The organism is Phyllobacterium sp. 1468, from assembly GCF_031455525.1.
Taxonomy (GTDB): Bacteria; Pseudomonadota; Alphaproteobacteria; order Rhizobiales; family Rhizobiaceae; genus Phyllobacterium.
Genome location: NZ_JAVDSX010000005.1, coordinates 183,836 through 199,399 on the forward strand (window position 1 = coordinate 183,836; position 15,564 = coordinate 199,399).

Here is a 15,564-nt window from a genome sequence, read left to right on the forward strand (position 1 = left end):
AACGCCGATGTATGAAACAACCTACCATAAGCCAGGAACGCTGCAGGAGGCAGTCAGCCTTTTCTCCGAAGTCGAGGAAGCTGCTTACCTCTCCGGCGGGCATACGCTGATCCCCACGATGAAGGGAAGGCTGGCGGCTCCTGCCCATCTGATCGATGTCCGCCGCATTCCCGAACTTTCGGGGATTACCGTTGGTCCGGATCGCATCTTAATCGGTGCTGCAACAACGCATGCGACTGTCGCGGCATCCGAAAAGATCAGAGCGCTCATTCCATCCCTCTGTGGCCTTGCGGGTTCGATTGGTGACGTTCAGGTCAGGCACGTCGGCACGATCGGCGGCTCGGTTGCCAATAATGACCCGGCAGCGGACTACCCGTCGGCCGTGCTGGCACTTGATGCAACGTTACATACGGATCGCCGCAGCATCCCGGCGTCCGAATATTTCGCCGGGCTGTACACGACGGCCCTGGAGCCTGGTGAAATCCTCGTCCGTATCGAGTTCAAGGTGCCGGAGATTGCCGGCTACGCCAAGTTTCGCAATCCGGCGTCACGTTATGCCCTGGCAGCTGCGTTCGTTGCCCGTCATCGCGGCGGCAATATCCATGTGGCGATCACGGGTGCCGGAAACGCCGGTGTCTTTCGCTGGACTGAGGCCGAGGAAGCGCTGCAGGCGCGGTTCGAGCCTGATGCCGTAAAGGGCTTGCTGCCGGATGAGAACGACCTGATGGGCGACATGCACGCACCTGCCGATTACCGCGCGCATCTTGTCGGTGTCGTGACCCGCCGCGCCGTGGAAAACCTCGGCGGCACCTTGATCGAATGATGGATCTTGCGAACGGAACTATGCTCCGTTCGAGCCGACGCGTTCGGACAAGAGACCTAGCATCGCCGGATTGATGAAAAGGGTTTCGCGTCCTGGTTTGATTTCCCGAAGCACGCCTATCTCTACGAGTGCTTTCAGAGTCGTCGAAAGCAAAAAGAACCGCCGCGGTTGCCCGCAGCGGTTCTTTGAATAAGCGACAGATCCTTGTCGCGTCAGACGCTATCGTGACCGGTAATTTCGCTTTGCCATGGGGCAACGTATTTTTCCAGCCAGCCAACCAGTGCGGTCAAAGCCACGGCGAGCACCATGATCAGAATGACGGGCACGAACATCTCGGCAGTGCGGAAACTATTGGCCGAGGTGATGATGATACCACCGAGGCCGGAGATCGCTGTGAGAAACTCGGCGATGACGATACCGATAACCGCCTTGCCGATACCGAGACGCAGACCGGCCATGATGTAGGGGATTGTTGCTGGCAGGATGATGCCGCGCATGATGGCCGTCTGCGAGGCGCAGAAAGCGGTGCCGACCTCGATCATGGTTTTCGGCACGGCCTTCACACCGAACCAAGTGTTGATGCAGATCGGGAAGAAGGAGAGGAGGAAAACCACAACGGCCTTGACCATGAAGCCAAGACCGAACCACAGGATCAGCAGGGGAACGAGGGCAATCAGCGGGGTGGCATAGCCAGCGGTGACATAGATGCCGAGGGCGGATTCGAGAATGCGGTATCGGCCAAGGAGAAGACCGACCGGGATACCGACAATCGCGGCGACGATATAACCGACGATGAATGGCTGGCTGCTTTGAATGAGCGCGTCCTGCAGGCGGCCGGTCTGCAGCATCGAGAAGAATGCCTTGATGATGGCGCTCGGGTAGGTGCCAAGCAACGGATTGACGTCGCGGCCGAAGAACTCCCAGAGACCAGTCGCCACGGCGACCGATAAGGTGGTGATCACCCATGCCGGTACAGTGGTTGTCCAGCTTGCCTGACCTGCGCGGCGTTCCACGCGGGCAGACGCCTGTATTTCTGTGTCTGTCGTCATAGTCTTTCCTTAGGCTGCAGCCGAAACGCCCGCATCGTGCAGGGCTTCCCAGATCAGCGTGCGTTTCTTGGAATATTCCGCCGATGTGCGGATAGCGCGCATATCCAGGCGCGGGCGCTCCAGTTCGATCGGAATGATCTGGCTTATCTTGCCAGCATGCATAACCGCAACGCGGTCGGCGAGCATCACCGCTTCGTCGAGATCATGGGTCACGAAAATGATGGTTTTCTGTGTCTTGGCATGGATGGAGAGGAGTTCGCCGTGCAGCCCCTCGCGCGTCTGCGAATCCAGTGCGCCGAAGGGTTCGTCCATGAGGAGGACTTCGGGATCTATCGCCAGCGCACGGGCAATACCCACCCGCTGTTTCATACCGCCGGAAAGCTGGTGAGGGCGTCTGTCCTTTGCCAGGGTCAGGCCAACAAGTTCGAGATAATGCATGGCAGTGCGGGAAAGTTCAGGCTCCTTCATGCCCTTCATCTCCAGCCCGTAGCCGATATTGCTGAGCGTGTTGCGCCATGGCAGCAATTCGGCATGCTGGAACACCATGCCGCGGTCGTGCCCGCAGCCGGAGACAGGACGGCCGGCGACTTTGACCTGCCCGGATGTGGCTGTCTCAAGGCCCATGATGATGCGCAAGGCGGTTGTCTTGCCGCATCCGCTTGGGCCGATCAGAGCAACGACGTCGCCCTTTTCGACATTGAAGGAGACACCGGCCAGGGCATGATGCGTACCAAAGGACTTGGTGATGTTCTGTACTTCGAGATGGGCCATATCAATTTTCCAATATTACTTCTTGACGCGTGCGAGAGCCTCGGTGCGTACGCTGTCATCGACGAATTTCTTGGTATCGGCGTTGCCGTCGAGAAACTTGAGCTTGACCATCTCATCGTCAACCCACTGCAGCTTTTCCAACGGGATGGCCAGATCCGCATTGATCGCCTTGTACTCGATAGCTTCATTGTAGATGAACTCGGCGGTCTTGTCGTCCTCGGGCAGGTGACCGACCTTGCGAGCAACCTCGAGCATTGCGTCCTTGTTGGCAATCGCATGCGCGAGGCCTTCCATCTCGGCGGCGAGGAAATTGGTCATCGCTTCGCGGCGTTCGGCGATCTTCTTGCCGGTGGTCATGATGCAGACCTTGAGGAACTGCGGCGTGACCTCCGTGCCCTTCAAAAGCGGCTTCACGTTCAAGGCGTCTGCATCGACGGCAAATTCGCTCGAGCTGGCGGCAGCCGCGACCACCCCGCTGCCAACCGCCTTGACGCGATCGGCACTGCCGCCGGCATTGGCAAACGTTACGTCCGTATTGGCGAGGCCGGACGCTTCGAGCGCGAGGCGGGTAAAAATATCGGGGAGCGAGCCAGGCGCAGAAACGCCGATCGTCTTGCCTTTGAGATCAGCCGCACTCGCGATGTCCTTGCCTGAAAACACCGTATAGGTCATGCCGGGCCAATCGCAGCCAATGATCTTGACGTCGGCGCCCTGATGCAAGGCAGAGAGCGCAATGACAGGGCTCGCCTCGAAACTATCGAGATCGCCCGCGATGAGCGCCTTCAGCGCGGTGGGGCCACCGGTGAATTGCACCATGTCGATGTTGATGCCGTGCTTGTCATCGAAGCCGCCTTCCGCCGCTTGAAACAGGAATCCGGAATCGCCCTTGGCTTCAACGATGCCGTGGCGCCACGCCTCCTGGGCGCTGGCTATCGAAATCATTGCCGTCGATGCAAGGATCACGCCGGCGAAAGCACTGGCAAAGCGGGTTTTGATGGATTGGTAAATCATGAGTTCCTCCTCCAAGGCGCCCGTGCGGGGCATTCATGCAAATGCAGTGAGCTCAACTTCTCTTGTCATTCTGTTATAATGTATGTTTGCCATACAAACAAATTTGTGGGAGAAGTCAAGTCGCCAAGGCATCTTTTTGTCGGAAGGAGGATACACGGAAGCGTGCTTTCATCTGATCGGCGACGCCAAGGCATGGTTTTCCGGTGATTTTCAAAAGATGGAGGATAGATCAATGGCAGAGCGAATCTGGGACAAATTCCTGACGGCGCGCGACAAGGAAGTATTCAAACTTGCCGGATATGGCGCGCGGGCAGGGTTTGGCAAGCGACCGGCACTGTTGATCGTCGACGTCAACTACGCGTTTTGCGGCGATAAGCGCGAGCCCCTGCTGGAATCGGTCAAGCGCTGGCGCCAGTCGGGTGGCGAAGCTGCCTGGGATGCTCTGCCAGTTCTGCAGAACCTGATTGGAACAGCGCGCGACCGCGAAGTCCCGGTGATCTATACGACCGGAGTGCGCCGTTCCGACAATTGGGACGCGGGTAGCTGGGCCTGGAAGAACGAACGCAGCGGTGAGAAACCCGGTGCCAGCAATCGCGACGGCAACGAGATCATGCCGCAGATCGCGCCCGAACCGCGCGACGTTGTCATCTACAAGCAGAAGCCCAGCGCTTTCCATGGGACCAACCTCATCGGCTATTTGACGCTGCTCGGCTGCGACAGCGTCATCGTTGCTGGTACCGCAACCAGCGGCTGCGTGAGGGCGACAGTGGTCGATGCTTTCAGCTATAATTTGCGCGTGACGATGGTCGAGGACGGCTGCTTCGAGCGTTCCGAGGCGAGCCACGCCATGACGCTGTGCGACATGAACGCCAAATATGCCGACGTCATAGAGAGCAGCGAAGTCATCGAATTTCTGTCAGGACTGCCACGCGGCATGTACAATCTGCCCCGTGGGGCCAGCCAAAAGGCGGCGGAATAGGACAGACGGCGCGAGTGATCGCGCCGTCTTTATATCCCCCTCAGGCCTTGGCGGCCTCGATCAGCAGCTGCAGATTGCCGGCGATGATGGCCGGTACCTCCAGCGGGGTAAAATGGCGGGCCCCCTCAAGGATCGTCAGTGTGGCGCCGGGAATGTTGTCGGCAAGGACGCGTGCCATTTCCGGCGGCGTCGCATAATCCTCGGTTCCCACAAGAACGCGGCAGGGGAAGTCAAACTTCGGCAATGCTTCGCGTAGATCGGCTGCACCCAGCATGTTGCAGGTCGCGACATAGGCGTCGATTTCATTGGCGAGGAAGGTCGAGACGGCGGCTTCCACCACATCGGGATTTGCCTCGCGAAAGCCATCGCTGAACCAGCGGGTCTTCTGGAAACCAACAAGCGCCTTCAGGCCCTCGTGCCTGGCTTTTTCAGCGCGTTCAGCCCAAGCTGCGGGAGCATTTTCACCGTACCAGGCCGTAGTGTCGAACAGGCCGAGAGCGTCGACACGCTCAGGATAGGTTGCGGCAAAGGCAAGCGCGATGCAGCCGCCCATCGACGCACCGGCGATGACGGCCGACGACCAGCCGACATGGTTCATGAGATCGGAAAGATCATCGGCGAATTGCGCAGTGCTGTAGGGGCCTGCCGGTTTGCCGGAAACGCCGTGACCGCGGCAGTCATAGATGAGCACCTCGGATGCGCCGGCGAGTGCCGCCGTGGTGGGCTCCCAGAAAAACTTGTCCATCGCCAGCGAATGAATGAGAACGCAGCGGCCCTCGCCGCTCCCGGGCACGATGCGATAGGAAAGCCTTATCCCGTCGCGGGTCTCGGCAAAACCTATCGTTTGAGTTGGCATCAAATCGCTCATGGTAATTGTTCCGCTTCAGCAGGGGGAGATCTCCAGCGATGATTGTCGCTCGTCGTAGTATTGTATGACGGTATTAATTGATGGGTCAAGAGGCAAAGCCGCGCGATGCCAAATCGATCTTTAATCAAATTTTAAGGAGGTGATTACGAATCAATTAACCGGTAACCAGTCGTTAGGATTTGCGGAATAGGTGAAAGGCTCTAGCCAAGGACTTGCCCATGCGCCGCATCATGTTCATTGCGTTGTTGTTGCTCACAGGCTGCGCCACAGCGCCAACGCAGACCAACAACGTCTGTGCCGTCTTCGATCAGAAAGACGGATTCTTCAATAATTGGTACAAGCAGGCCAAAAGTGTCGAGACGGAATATGGCGTGCCGGTTCCCATCCTCATGGCGACGATCTATACGGAATCCGGCTATCAGGCCCGGGTCAAGCCGCCGCGGACAAAATTGTTCGGCTTTATTCCCTGGTCACGGCCATCCACCGCATATGGTTATTCCCAGGCCCTGGATGGGACATGGGCGGACTATCAGCGAGAAACCGGACGCTGGACAGCCCGGCGAACCGATTTCAGCGATGCCGTTCGTTTCGTTGGCTGGTACCACGCAAGGAGCCATCAGATGAACGGCATTCCGCTCAACGATGCCTATAATCTCTACGCCGCTTACTATGCTGGTCCGAATGATTATGCGCGTGGCACGTGGCGGAGCAAGCCGGGCATCGATCGCACCGCACGGCGAACAGCAACAGTAGCAGGAACCTATGCCGCGCAGCTGGCCAGTTGTGGATTACAATGAGAACATCGTGCTGGAAAAATGAAACCCGCCAGTTGGGGGCGGGTCTCATTTTGTATCGTTCAGGCGCTTGGCTGCTTGGTCTTGCGTAGATAGGGCAACACGCGCTCGAAGCCGCCGAAACGCTGGTTCGCGTCCTCATCCGAAACCGCTGCGGTGATGATGACATCCTCGCCCTGCTTCCACTGGGCCGGTGTCGCAACCTGGTGTTTTGCTGTGAGCTGGATGCTGTCGATTGCGCGCAGGATCTCGTCGAAGTTCCGGCCCGTGGTCATCGGATAGGTAAGGGTCATCTTCACCTTCTTGTCTGGACCGATGACGAAGACCGAGCGCACGGTGGCATTGTCGGCGGGCGTGCGGCCCTCGGACGTATCGCCCGCTTCGGCAGGCAGCATGTCATACAGTTTTGCGACCTTCAAATCCTTGTCGCCGATGAGGGGGTAATCGACCTCATGGCCCGTTGCCGTCTTGATATCCGCCTTCCACTTGTCGTGATTTTCGACAGGATCGACCGAAATGCCGATGATCTTGGCATTGCGTTTGGCGAATTCCGGAGCAAGTCCGGCCATGTAGCCGAGCTCGGTCGTGCAGACCGGCGTGAAATTCTTCGGATGGCTGAACAACACGGCGTAGCTGCCACCGATCCAGTCATGGAAATGGATTTCACCCTGCGTGGTTTCAGCGGTGAAATCCGGTGCAGTGTCATTAATGCGAAGGCCCATCGCGTTTCTCCTTTGGTCGTGATTTGAGGTTTTCGCCCATTCGCCGCGAACCCGGCGAATGTATCCAATTTGATTTAAGCGAACTTAGCACATGGTCGCCGAAGTAAACAGGCAATGCACTATGAAGTTCGACTAGCTACAACGATGGAATTTGGGAAACCGGGGAACCTAAATTTGAACCCCAGCGTTCTAGCGTCATGGAAAATGTTCACTTCAGGTCAGTTACGGTAGAGTCGCTTTTTCCCGACAGGCTGCGCACGATCGCCTCCGTCGCCGAAGCTGCAGAATTCCTTTTGAACGAATGGCCCGGCAAACGCGGACGGCTGCATGGTCTTGCACAACTTGCGTGCCTTGAGGCCATGGACGGGGGTGCGACCGGTGACACGGCCCGGTCCGTGTTCATCGAGGCCGCCAAGGAAGCGGATATCTACGTCGAAGGAAACGTTGACAGCACGGTGATCCCGTCTCACTGAACGGATAGCGATTGTTAATCAACATTGGTTAGATCGGTGACGCTAAAATAGCTCTTACGGTCTATTACGTTTCCGTCAAGAATCTTAGAATGATTCTGGCAGGGGTTACGTGGTGGGCACCGAATAATGAACGAAAAACTGGGGCAGCTTTTTAGCATTCTCAAAGAACAATCGGACGAAATAGCACAACTCAACATGGACTACGCAGTGGAACGCACGCTCGTCACAGGCGTGATGTCCTTGCTGAGTGCACGCGGCTTGTTGCTCGACGTCGACTTCGACGAAATCGCGGAGATTGGTTCGCGGGTCGGGAATTCGCAATTCTCGTCGCTGCTGGCAAGCCGGATCAAGTGCTTGAAAACGGGTAATCCGGCGCTGCACAACTAGCGTCCGCACCTTAGCGTGCCGGGTTCCGCAAGCGGGTAATCTCCGCTTCGAGCGACTTGATGCGCTCGTCGCGCTCGGCCAACAATGCGGCCACGTCGGTGGCCTCGAAACGGATGGGAATGTGCTGCGGGCAGTTCATGTCCCATGCGGTGACTTTGAAGAGCATTGCCTGCTCAGGTCGTGCCCGATAGCCCTCCGGCATCAACTGCTGCATAAGCGTCGGGTCGTCTTCGACAACTCGCGCTTCGCCCCATAGTTTCACCCGCTGACGATTACGGTAATCGATAAGAAATAGGAACGCCTTGGGGTTATCGGCAAGGTTGCCGGAGGTTATGTATTGACGGTTACCGGCAAAATCCGCGAACGCGATGGTCGTATCGTCGATGACACGCAAAAAGCCGGGTGGGCCGCCGCGATGCTGAATATAAGGCTGGCCCTGGTCATTCGCCGTGCCGAAGAAGATGCTGGTCTGGCTGTGAATGAAGTCCGCCAGGTCTGGCGTAATACGCGTTTGCCACGAGCCACGCTGCTCCATGCTCTCATACCCATGGCGTGACCCCTTGCGGGACTGAATTGCTTTGACGGTCGGCGTGAAAGCGACGTCGCTGGAAAAGGCGTGTCCAGATGCCATGACAAACTCCTCGGACGGATCGAGATACGTTGATGCATAACATAGCGTCTTCCAGGAAATTGCTGTAGACATGGGCGATTGGAGTGTTCATTCCGAAAAGTGGAAGGCTGGATGGATCGTCTGGATGCAATGGCCGTACTTGTCGCTGTTACAGAGGCTGGAAGCCTATCCGCTGCTTCGCGCCGCCTTGGGATTCCGCTTGCCACGGTCAGTCGCAAAATCTCCGACCTTGAGGCGCATCTGAAGACGCGTTTGCTTATCCGTTCGAGCCGCAGTGTCTCGCTGACGGATGCCGGGCGCGCCTATGTCGAGGCGAGCAAGGGCATTCTGGAGCAGGTCGATGAGGCGGAACGCAGTGCAGCGGGGGAATACACAACGCCGAGGGGTGATCTGACGATGAGCGCGCCGATTGTATTTGGCCGGCTTCACGTGCTCCCCGTCGTGATCGAATTCCTCAAGGTTTATCCGGAAATCAATCTGAGGCTCAGTCTCAGCGACCGTCAGGTCAATCTGGTGGAAGACCATATCGATCTCGCACTGCGCATTGGCAACCTGCCGGACAGCAATCTTGTCGCGACCAGGGTCGGCTGGATCCGCCGTGCGGCCTATGCGAGCCCGGCCTATCTTGCGCAACGTGGTGTGCCGGAGCGCCCCGCGGATCTTGTTGGCCACGAGTGCATCACCTTCGAGGGACTGAATTCGCCACGAAGCTGGACTTTCATGGACGGTAAGAAAGAGATCGCCGTGCCGGTCCACTCCCGACTGAGCGTCAGCACGGCCGACGCGGCAATCGATGCGGCAGTGGCGAGCCTCGGCGTGACACGACTTCTGTCATACCAGGCCACCCACGCTTTGGCGGCAGGCGAATTGCAGATCGTGCTCGAAGCGTTTGAACCGGAGCCGTGGCCGGTGAGCCTGATCTACGTAGGTCAGGGGCTGGTGCCGCTGAAACTGCGGGCGTTTATGGATTTCGCTGTGCCGAGATTGAGGGAGCATGTTCTCCAATGAGTCAGGCAAGATCGTCAACAGTGATGCCAAGTGCAGCTGCGATTTTCTTGATCGTATCAAAGCTGCCATCCCTTGCTCCACTCTCGATTTGAGAAAGAAAAGCAGCGCTGATCTCGGCCTTGTCGGCAAGCTCGCGTGCTGAAAGATTGCGAAACTCACGCCACACCTTGATTTTGTTCTCGCCGTCAATGATGCGATCGGCAAACGCTGCTGGTACCAATTCCTCCATCCCTGTCGACAATTTCCGGTGAAACTCATCGTATGTGGCAATATCGGCAGCCATTGCTGCCGCATCGACAAGCCGTTCATAATCGGCAAGCGGCAATATCGCTAGCCGGTCACCGCTTGGAGTTGTAATAATTTTAGGTTTCACCATATCAGTTCCCATATATTCCGCCGCGAGGACCGATAGCTTCGATGTGCAGGAAACATGGCCATGGTCATCGAAGATCACCCGCCAGTCCCCAACGCGAAGTCTAAAGCCATCGCGGCCTTGTAGTTTGACAACGTTACGCGCCCATACGGCCGGATTCTCGGCATACTGGACGATTTTCGAGCGGATCAGCTTTGCTGAGGCAGCTAAATTAGCAAGTATGTAGGGTATTTGCCAATCCCGTGTATATCGCGGATTTCCCGGTGGCACTCGCCGAAGTCCGGGCCGAGCGCGTCGAAAGTGCTTTGAGAGATTTGAATACGTCCGGGCGTCCCGCAGGATTCCATGCGGCTGGCAACGTTCACCGTGTGCCCCCAGACATCGTAGACAAAGCGTTTTCGACCAATCAGACCGGCGATGACAGGGCCGGAGTTTATTCCAATTCGCAGGCTGAGCCGACGCTCGCCTGTCATCTGGCACGTCTCGGCCAGCATGGCCCTTGCAAATGCCACGGCTGCCTGGGCATGATCCGGACGGGGGTCGGGCAACCCGGCCGCCGCCATATAGGCATCACCGATGGTCTTGATCTTCTCGATGCCGTGCTGATCCGCCAATTCGTCGAATCGCGAAAACAGTTCTCCAAGTCTCTGGACCAGTGTGATGGGCGGGGTGCGTGCCGCCAATTCCGTGAAATTGACGATATCCGCAAAGACGATCGTCGCCATATCGATGCGATCGGCGATCACTTCTTCCCCATCGGCGAGCCGCTTCACCACCTGTCTCGGCAAAATTGCATCAAGGAGTGTATCGGCGCGCTCCTTCTCGAATTCGATCTGCGCCAGATAGCGCCTTTCGCGCTCGCGCCAACGGCTGCGTTCAAGACAGGCAGTTATGCGCGCACGCAACAGCACCGGATCGATGGGCTTGTGGAGATAATCCTCGGCTCCCGCCTCTATGCAACGGATAATGGCGTCATCGTCTTTCAGGCCCGAAATCATGATGACGGGTATCTCGCGGAGGCGCTCGTGCGATTTGAGCCGGCTGAGGAGTTCAATGCCGTTCATGTCGGGCATCAGGATATCGGCCAGGGCCAAATCGAATTCCTGCGTCTGCAAGATGCGCAAAGCTTCCTCGCCAGAACTGGCGACGGTGACGAGATGGCCGTCGCGGGTGAGGCGCCGGTTCAGTAGATCGCGGTTCGAGGCGGTGTCATCGACAACGAGGATGCGGCCCGTTTCGTCGGACGAAGGCGCCACGCGAGCGGCAATCGTCCGCGCGAGATCGGCTGCTATGGTGACGTCGATATGGTCTGTCAGCTTTTCATCCGGATCATCGGAGAAAACGTCGAGCCTTCCATCGATCTGCTCCAGCAAGAACCGGCTTTCCTCGATGATCCTCGCAATATCATCAACGATGCTTCCGGCGAGAACATCCGAAAAATCCTCTATGACCATTTCCGAATAGCCGAGAATTGCGTTCATCGGCGTTCGCAAATCGTGCCGCAATTCACTATCGACGGTGAATATTCCGGCAGTCTGCGACGCTTCCATCTCCAAAAGCCGCTTGATCAGCAGGTTCAGGTCGCGAGCAGCGCCGAGCACCTTCTCCAGATCGGGCAATGCTTCCGCAGGGCCGCTTTCCGCGACCGCTTCGATCACCAGTTCCTGATAACCGAGGATAGCCTGTGCGGGATCGGCGATCTTCTGCACAAGGCGGGCAATATAGGCGCGGCGGCCGATGTCATTGGGAACGGACACCGGCGCTCAACCTCCGGTCAGACGGGCGATCTTGTCCAGGAGCGCCGGCAATTCGATTGGTTTAGTGTCGTAATCATCGCATCCGGCTTCCATGGCCTTCTCCCGGTCCCCCGCCATGGCGTGGGCGGTGAGCGCGATAACAGGAATGGAGGCGGTGACGGGATTTCCCTTGATCCGCCGTGTTGCTTCCCAGCCGTCGATGACCGGCAGGCTCATGTCCATTAGAACAAGATCAGGCTTGTTGTTCACCGCCGCTTCGACGCCGGCGAGGCCGTCAGTTGCGATGATCACCTCATATCCCCGCCGCTCCAACCGGCGCGAAAGCATGTCGCGGTTCATCTCATTGTCTTCGACGAGAAGAATCTTGACCATATTCCAGCTCCTCAAGCATCTTCGCTGAGCGGCACGTGCCGCTTCAAGGCTGCGATCAGGTCGGCGCGGCCTTTGGTTCCCTTTCGGACGACTTCACTCGCACGCGTATTGAGCCAATTCAGTTCATCGCGAGTCAGGTCCTTCGATGTGACGACGACGACGGGAATATCGATGAGGTCAGACCGGTCCTGAATGGCCCGAAGCAGCGCGAAACCGTCCATGTTGGGCATCATCAAATCGAGGACCATGACCGTGGGGCGACCTGCCTCAAGCTCCGCAAGCCCACGCTGGCCATCGATGGCCTCCCGAACCCGCCAGCCCTCACGAACGAGGACCCGCCGGAAAAGTTCCCGCGTTGCCGGGTCATCATCTACAATGAGAACGTCGTGCTGTCCGGCGCCTGCGACAGCGTTCAACATTTCAACGAGCTGACGCGGATCGATGGGCTTGACCAGATGGCCCGCAGCACCGAAGGCCAACCCCATCTCCCGATCCGCGACGACGGTTGCGAGGATCACAGGGATATCGCGCAGCGCCTTGTCCGACTTGATCTCGCGCAGCACCGACCAGCCGTCCTGACCGGGCATGATGACATCCAGAATGATCGCGTCCGGGCGCGACTTACGCATCTTTGCCATGCCCTCTTCGCCGCCGGCGGCTTCGATGACGTTGAAGCCCGCGCCGCGGACAGTGTCAGCAATGAACTTGCGCGCCCGCGCTTCGTCGTCGATGACGAGAACGGTCCCGCGCCGCGCGTTATCAGGCAGCTCGGCTTGCAGCGCGGTTTCGTCAGCGAGGGGTATGGTGCCGTTGGCCGGTATTGTGAACCGGAAGGTCGAGCCTTCGCCGAATTTGCTTTCGACCTCGATCGTACCCCCCATCATCTTGATGAAATGCTGGGTGATGGCGAGGCCAAGGCCGGTTCCGCCATAGTTGCGCGTGGTGGACGCGTCCACCTGAACGAACGCCTGGAAGAGCTTTGCCTGTTGCTCCGTTGTCATGCCGATACCATTGTCGCTGACAGCGAATTCCACCAGATCGCCACGCTGATCGTCGTGATAGCGCCGGACAGCCAGCCGGATCTCATCGTTCTCGGTAAACTTGGCGGCATTCGAGAGCAGATTGAAAAGGTTTTGCCGCAGCTTGGTCTTGTCGGTTTCGATTTCGTCGGGCTCGACCGAAATGGTCACCGTCAGGCGATTGCCTTTTTTGGCGATCAGCGGAGCAACGGTGCTTTCGACATCGACCAGGAGCTGTTTCAAGCTGACAGGCTCGATGTAGAGCTCCATCTTGCCCGCCTCGATCTTCGAAAGATCGAGCACATCGTTGATCAGGGCAAGGAGGTGACGGCCCGATCCCATGATCTTGCCGAGATCGGCCACAAAACCTGGCTTGCCCCAGTCGCTGGCATCCTCCATCAGCATTTCGCTATAGCCGATGATCGCATTGAGCGGCGTGCGCAGTTCGTGGCTCATCGAGGCGAGGAAACGGCTCTTTTCCTGGCTGGCAACTTCCGCGCCGCGCTTTGCTTCCTCAAGCTCCGTCTGACGGTGCTTCAGATCTGTAATGTCGGTATAGACCGCAACCGTACCGCCTTCCGGCGTCTTGCGCTTGGCAACGCGTATCCAGGTGCCGTTGGCAAACTGCCGTTCCATCGTACCTTGCGGGTCCCGCTGGCGGCGCATTGCCTCCTTGAGCCAGGTCTCGCGCTCGGCACGATCTATTTCGGTCCGGCCACGCTCCGCTTGCGCGCGCATGATTTCTTCGAAGCTGGTACCGGGTGTCATGAGGTCCGCCGTCTCGGGGAAAATCTCCAGATAGCGCTGGTTCACGAGGACAAGCTTGTCGTCGGCGTCGAACAAGGCAAAGCCATCGGGAATGGTTTCGATCGCAGTCCGGACGGTGTTGCGCTGGTGTTCCGCCGCTGCTTCAAGCGCACGCCGCTCGGCCTGCCCATCGCGCAACAGCCGCAATGTGGTTGCGAGGCGGCCAAATTCGTCGCGCCCCTCGGGAGGCAGCTCGACATCCTCTCGTCCCTCGGTAAGCTGAGCCATGGCCCTGTCGACACGCCCCAGCGGTACAAGGATGGACCGAAGCACCAGCCACGTCATGATTGCGCCGGCGATGGTAATGGCACTGACGGCAATCATGGCGCGGTGAAAGGTATTCCGCATCGTCTTGACGGCCATATCGCGCGCACCATCGGCTTCGGTTTCAAGGCGCGTTTCAAGCGCCGTCAGTACGCCATCTATTTCGTCGCTGTAACTTCTTGCTGCGGCGAGGCGCGTGTTGCCGACGACGCGGTTGTCGTTGGTGTAGGCATCGACGGCTTCCATCGCCTGATCGTAATAGGACTTTGCCCCTTTTTGAATCATCTCGGCAGCGTCGGGAGCAAACTCCCTGATACGCGCCAGATCCGCATCGAGGGCGGTCCTTGCGGTTTCGGCGCGGCGCTCCGACAGCGTCAGGAGGCTCACCGACAGGTCGGTCAGCCAATAGCGCATTTCACCAAAATGCCGGTGTGCCTTGGCGGCCTCGCTGAACATGTGAAAACGCGCGTTCGCCACCTCGACACGCCGTTGATTGTCGAGAAGGTCATGGGCCATGAAGGCGACACTGAGAAGAAGCGCTCCGAGCAGCGCCGCCGAAAGGCAGGCGAGGCGCAGTGGTATCTTCCGCTCGAGGAGCCGGCCGATCCGGGACCGAATGGCATTGAAAGCGCTCATTTGAACAGTGTGATGCTCATTGCACCGCCCAGATCACCTTCTGCACCGCCTTCTTTCGGATAGCCGGAGATATCCATCTCTCCCTTTGGTGTTCCGTGGCAACTGAGGCACGAAGCGGAATAATATTCGGGAATGAGCATGCGAAAGGCAGGACGACCGTTCATCGGAACCTCTTCGACGAAGGGTTTGCCTTTTGGCCAATCGGCGGACATGAATTTCTGTTCGATGACCTGCTGCTCCCACTGGTCGGGCAGGGCCTTGCGATTGCGAACGAGTTCCTTTGGAGCTGTCACCTTCATCTTTGCCTGATCGCCGACTTTTTCCCCGAAGCGTTCATTGACGAGGCGGGCAAACGTGGCGGGAATAAAGCCCTTGAAACCCACGCCCTGCACATCGATCATCTTTTGATGCTCATCGACGACTTCGCGCAGGGCAGCGACCTGGGCATCAAAAAGCTTTTTGTCATCCGCATCGAAACTGTCTTCCGGCGCAGGTTTTCCCTTGGCGAAAATTTCAAGCGTCTCATCAGCAACACGTTGCCCCGTCAGATGCTTGTCACCTATCGATGCATCGTTGATCAGTTTTTGGTGGCCGGAAATCACCGTGCGACCAGCGCGCAGGAACGCAGCCAGCCGTTCCCCCGTCGCGATGTCATTGCCATCTTCCGCAGCGACCGCACCTGCAAAAGCGCAAAATACAGCCCCTGCCAGAAAAACTCCGCACCTCAGACCGCGATGCATGGTGGTTCCCCATATTTTATTGATTATGGGAGGAGTGTAACAGACGCTGGAAGGATTCAAAAGCGCCCCATTGGGGTGTC

General features: G+C 58.0%; 18 protein-coding genes. 6 read left to right on the forward strand and 12 right to left on the reverse strand.

What is annotated here, in order from left to right; genetic code table 11:
• Window positions 1-7: 7 nt before the first annotated feature.
• Entirely contained in the window at window positions 8-823 is an 816-nt protein-coding gene (locus J2X72_RS15500; RefSeq protein WP_310073277.1) for a xanthine dehydrogenase family protein subunit M, read from the forward strand.
• An 18-nt stretch (window positions 824-841) separates the two neighbouring features.
• On the opposite strand, the gene J2X72_RS25085 is transcribed toward J2X72_RS15500, so the two are convergent.
• The 4 genes from J2X72_RS25085 to J2X72_RS15515 are packed head-to-tail and all read right to left on the reverse strand — an operon-like array spanning window position 842 to window position 3,654.
• Window positions 842-976 (reverse strand): hypothetical protein, encoded by a 135-nt coding sequence (locus J2X72_RS25085; RefSeq protein WP_405044725.1) that lies wholly within the window; start codon window positions 974-976, stop codon window positions 842-844.
• Between the two features lie 59 nt (window positions 977-1,035).
• On the reverse strand, window positions 1,036-1,872 hold the full coding sequence (locus tag J2X72_RS15505; protein ID WP_210003190.1) for an ABC transporter permease: 837 nt from the start codon (window positions 1,870-1,872) through the stop codon (window positions 1,036-1,038).
• Window positions 1,873-1,881: 9 nt separating this feature from the next.
• Window positions 1,882-2,643, reverse strand: coding sequence for an ABC transporter ATP-binding protein (locus J2X72_RS15510; RefSeq protein WP_210003189.1), 762 nt, complete (start codon window positions 2,641-2,643; stop codon window positions 1,882-1,884).
• Between the two features lie 15 nt (window positions 2,644-2,658).
• Window positions 2,659-3,654: an ABC transporter substrate-binding protein gene (locus J2X72_RS15515; RefSeq protein ID WP_310073280.1), complete on the reverse strand. Its 996-nt coding sequence runs from the start codon at window positions 3,652-3,654 to the stop codon at window positions 2,659-2,661.
• A 232-nt stretch (window positions 3,655-3,886) separates the two neighbouring features.
• Between J2X72_RS15515 and J2X72_RS15520 the strand changes: the two genes are divergently transcribed.
• A complete protein-coding gene (locus tag J2X72_RS15520; protein ID WP_310073282.1) occupies window positions 3,887-4,633 on the forward strand; it encodes an isochorismatase family protein in 747 nt (248 codons plus the stop codon).
• Window positions 4,634-4,673: 40 nt separating this feature from the next.
• Here the strand turns inward: J2X72_RS15520 and J2X72_RS15525 are convergent, their stop codons facing one another.
• Window positions 4,674-5,501: an alpha/beta fold hydrolase gene (locus tag J2X72_RS15525; RefSeq protein ID WP_310073285.1), complete on the reverse strand. Its 828-nt coding sequence runs from the start codon at window positions 5,499-5,501 to the stop codon at window positions 4,674-4,676.
• 218 nt (window positions 5,502-5,719) lie between these two features.
• On the opposite strand from J2X72_RS15525, the gene J2X72_RS15530 reads away from it, so the two are divergent.
• Window positions 5,720-6,298, forward strand: a complete 579-nt coding sequence (locus J2X72_RS15530) for a transglycosylase SLT domain-containing protein (protein WP_210003186.1) — start codon at window positions 5,720-5,722, stop codon at window positions 6,296-6,298.
• Between the two features lie 59 nt (window positions 6,299-6,357).
• On the opposite strand, the gene J2X72_RS15535 is transcribed toward J2X72_RS15530, so the two are convergent.
• Window positions 6,358-7,017: a peroxiredoxin gene (locus J2X72_RS15535; RefSeq protein WP_210003185.1), complete on the reverse strand. Its 660-nt coding sequence runs from the start codon at window positions 7,015-7,017 to the stop codon at window positions 6,358-6,360.
• A 197-nt stretch (window positions 7,018-7,214) separates the two neighbouring features.
• On the opposite strand from J2X72_RS15535, the gene J2X72_RS15540 reads away from it, so the two are divergent.
• Both J2X72_RS15540 and J2X72_RS15545 read left to right on the forward strand, forming a co-directional pair.
• On the forward strand, window positions 7,215-7,490 hold the full coding sequence (locus J2X72_RS15540; RefSeq protein ID WP_310073289.1) for a DUF982 domain-containing protein: 276 nt from the start codon (window positions 7,215-7,217) through the stop codon (window positions 7,488-7,490).
• Between the two features lie 126 nt (window positions 7,491-7,616).
• Complete coding sequence (locus J2X72_RS15545; RefSeq protein WP_210003183.1) at window positions 7,617-7,877, forward strand: hypothetical protein; 261 nt, start codon at window positions 7,617-7,619, stop codon at window positions 7,875-7,877.
• A gap of 10 nt (window positions 7,878-7,887) precedes the next feature.
• Here the strand turns inward: J2X72_RS15545 and J2X72_RS15550 are convergent, their stop codons facing one another.
• Window positions 7,888-8,508, reverse strand: coding sequence for a pyridoxamine 5'-phosphate oxidase family protein (locus tag J2X72_RS15550; RefSeq protein ID WP_310073291.1), 621 nt, complete (start codon window positions 8,506-8,508; stop codon window positions 7,888-7,890).
• A gap of 111 nt (window positions 8,509-8,619) precedes the next feature.
• Between J2X72_RS15550 and J2X72_RS15555 the strand changes: the two genes are divergently transcribed.
• Window positions 8,620-9,516, forward strand: a complete 897-nt coding sequence (locus tag J2X72_RS15555) for a LysR family transcriptional regulator (protein ID WP_310073294.1) — start codon at window positions 8,620-8,622, stop codon at window positions 9,514-9,516.
• Window position 9,517: 1 nt separating this feature from the next.
• On the opposite strand, the gene J2X72_RS15560 is transcribed toward J2X72_RS15555, so the two are convergent.
• From J2X72_RS15560 to J2X72_RS15580, 5 genes are all read right to left on the reverse strand, one after another.
• Entirely contained in the window at window positions 9,518-9,892 is a 375-nt protein-coding gene (locus tag J2X72_RS15560) for a helix-turn-helix transcriptional regulator (protein ID WP_310073296.1), read from the reverse strand.
• Window positions 9,893-10,095: 203 nt separating this feature from the next.
• On the reverse strand, window positions 10,096-11,646 hold the full coding sequence (locus J2X72_RS15565) for an adenylate/guanylate cyclase domain-containing protein (RefSeq protein WP_310073298.1): 1,551 nt from the start codon (window positions 11,644-11,646) through the stop codon (window positions 10,096-10,098).
• A gap of 6 nt (window positions 11,647-11,652) precedes the next feature.
• A complete protein-coding gene (locus J2X72_RS15570) occupies window positions 11,653-12,018 on the reverse strand; it encodes a response regulator (protein WP_310073299.1) in 366 nt (121 codons plus the stop codon).
• An 11-nt stretch (window positions 12,019-12,029) separates the two neighbouring features.
• Window positions 12,030-14,744: a response regulator gene (locus tag J2X72_RS15575; protein ID WP_310073301.1), complete on the reverse strand. Its 2,715-nt coding sequence runs from the start codon at window positions 14,742-14,744 to the stop codon at window positions 12,030-12,032.
• Window positions 14,741-15,484 (reverse strand): DUF3365 domain-containing protein, encoded by a 744-nt coding sequence (locus tag J2X72_RS15580; RefSeq protein ID WP_210003177.1) that lies wholly within the window; start codon window positions 15,482-15,484, stop codon window positions 14,741-14,743. Before J2X72_RS15580 ends, J2X72_RS15575 begins: the two co-directional genes overlap by 4 nt.
• Window positions 15,485-15,564: the final 80 nt, after the last annotated feature.

Excerpts from the sequence above, each read along its gene's own strand:
- J2X72_RS15550 (WP_310073291.1), bottom strand. The coding sequence starts at position 8,508 with ATGGCATCTGGACACGCCTTTTCCAGCGACGTCGCTTTCACGCCGACC.
- J2X72_RS15555 (WP_310073294.1), top strand. The coding sequence starts at position 8,620 with ATGGATCGTCTGGATGCAATGGCCGTACTTGTCGCTGTTACAGAGGCT.
- J2X72_RS15505 (WP_210003190.1), bottom strand. The coding sequence starts at position 1,872 with ATGACGACAGACACAGAAATACAGGCGTCTGCCCGCGTGGAACGCCGC.
- J2X72_RS15535 (WP_210003185.1), bottom strand. The coding sequence starts at position 7,017 with ATGGGCCTTCGCATTAATGACACTGCACCGGATTTCACCGCTGAAACC.
- J2X72_RS15580 (WP_210003177.1), bottom strand. The coding sequence starts at position 15,484 with ATGCATCGCGGTCTGAGGTGCGGAGTTTTTCTGGCAGGGGCTGTATTT.
- J2X72_RS15540 (WP_310073289.1), top strand. The coding sequence starts at position 7,215 with ATGGAAAATGTTCACTTCAGGTCAGTTACGGTAGAGTCGCTTTTTCCC.
- J2X72_RS15545 (WP_210003183.1), top strand. The coding sequence starts at position 7,617 with ATGAACGAAAAACTGGGGCAGCTTTTTAGCATTCTCAAAGAACAATCG.
- J2X72_RS15520 (WP_310073282.1), top strand. The coding sequence starts at position 3,887 with ATGGCAGAGCGAATCTGGGACAAATTCCTGACGGCGCGCGACAAGGAA.
- J2X72_RS15510 (WP_210003189.1), bottom strand. The coding sequence starts at position 2,643 with ATGGCCCATCTCGAAGTACAGAACATCACCAAGTCCTTTGGTACGCAT.
- J2X72_RS15525 (WP_310073285.1), bottom strand. The coding sequence starts at position 5,501 with ATGAGCGATTTGATGCCAACTCAAACGATAGGTTTTGCCGAGACCCGC.
- J2X72_RS15515 (WP_310073280.1), bottom strand. The coding sequence starts at position 3,654 with ATGATTTACCAATCCATCAAAACCCGCTTTGCCAGTGCTTTCGCCGGC.
- J2X72_RS15530 (WP_210003186.1), top strand. The coding sequence starts at position 5,720 with ATGCGCCGCATCATGTTCATTGCGTTGTTGTTGCTCACAGGCTGCGCC.
- J2X72_RS15560 (WP_310073296.1), bottom strand. The coding sequence starts at position 9,892 with ATGGTGAAACCTAAAATTATTACAACTCCAAGCGGTGACCGGCTAGCG.
- J2X72_RS15500 (WP_310073277.1), top strand. The coding sequence starts at position 8 with ATGTATGAAACAACCTACCATAAGCCAGGAACGCTGCAGGAGGCAGTC.
- J2X72_RS15575 (WP_310073301.1), bottom strand. The coding sequence starts at position 14,744 with ATGAGCGCTTTCAATGCCATTCGGTCCCGGATCGGCCGGCTCCTCGAG.
- J2X72_RS15570 (WP_310073299.1), bottom strand. The coding sequence starts at position 12,018 with ATGGTCAAGATTCTTCTCGTCGAAGACAATGAGATGAACCGCGACATG.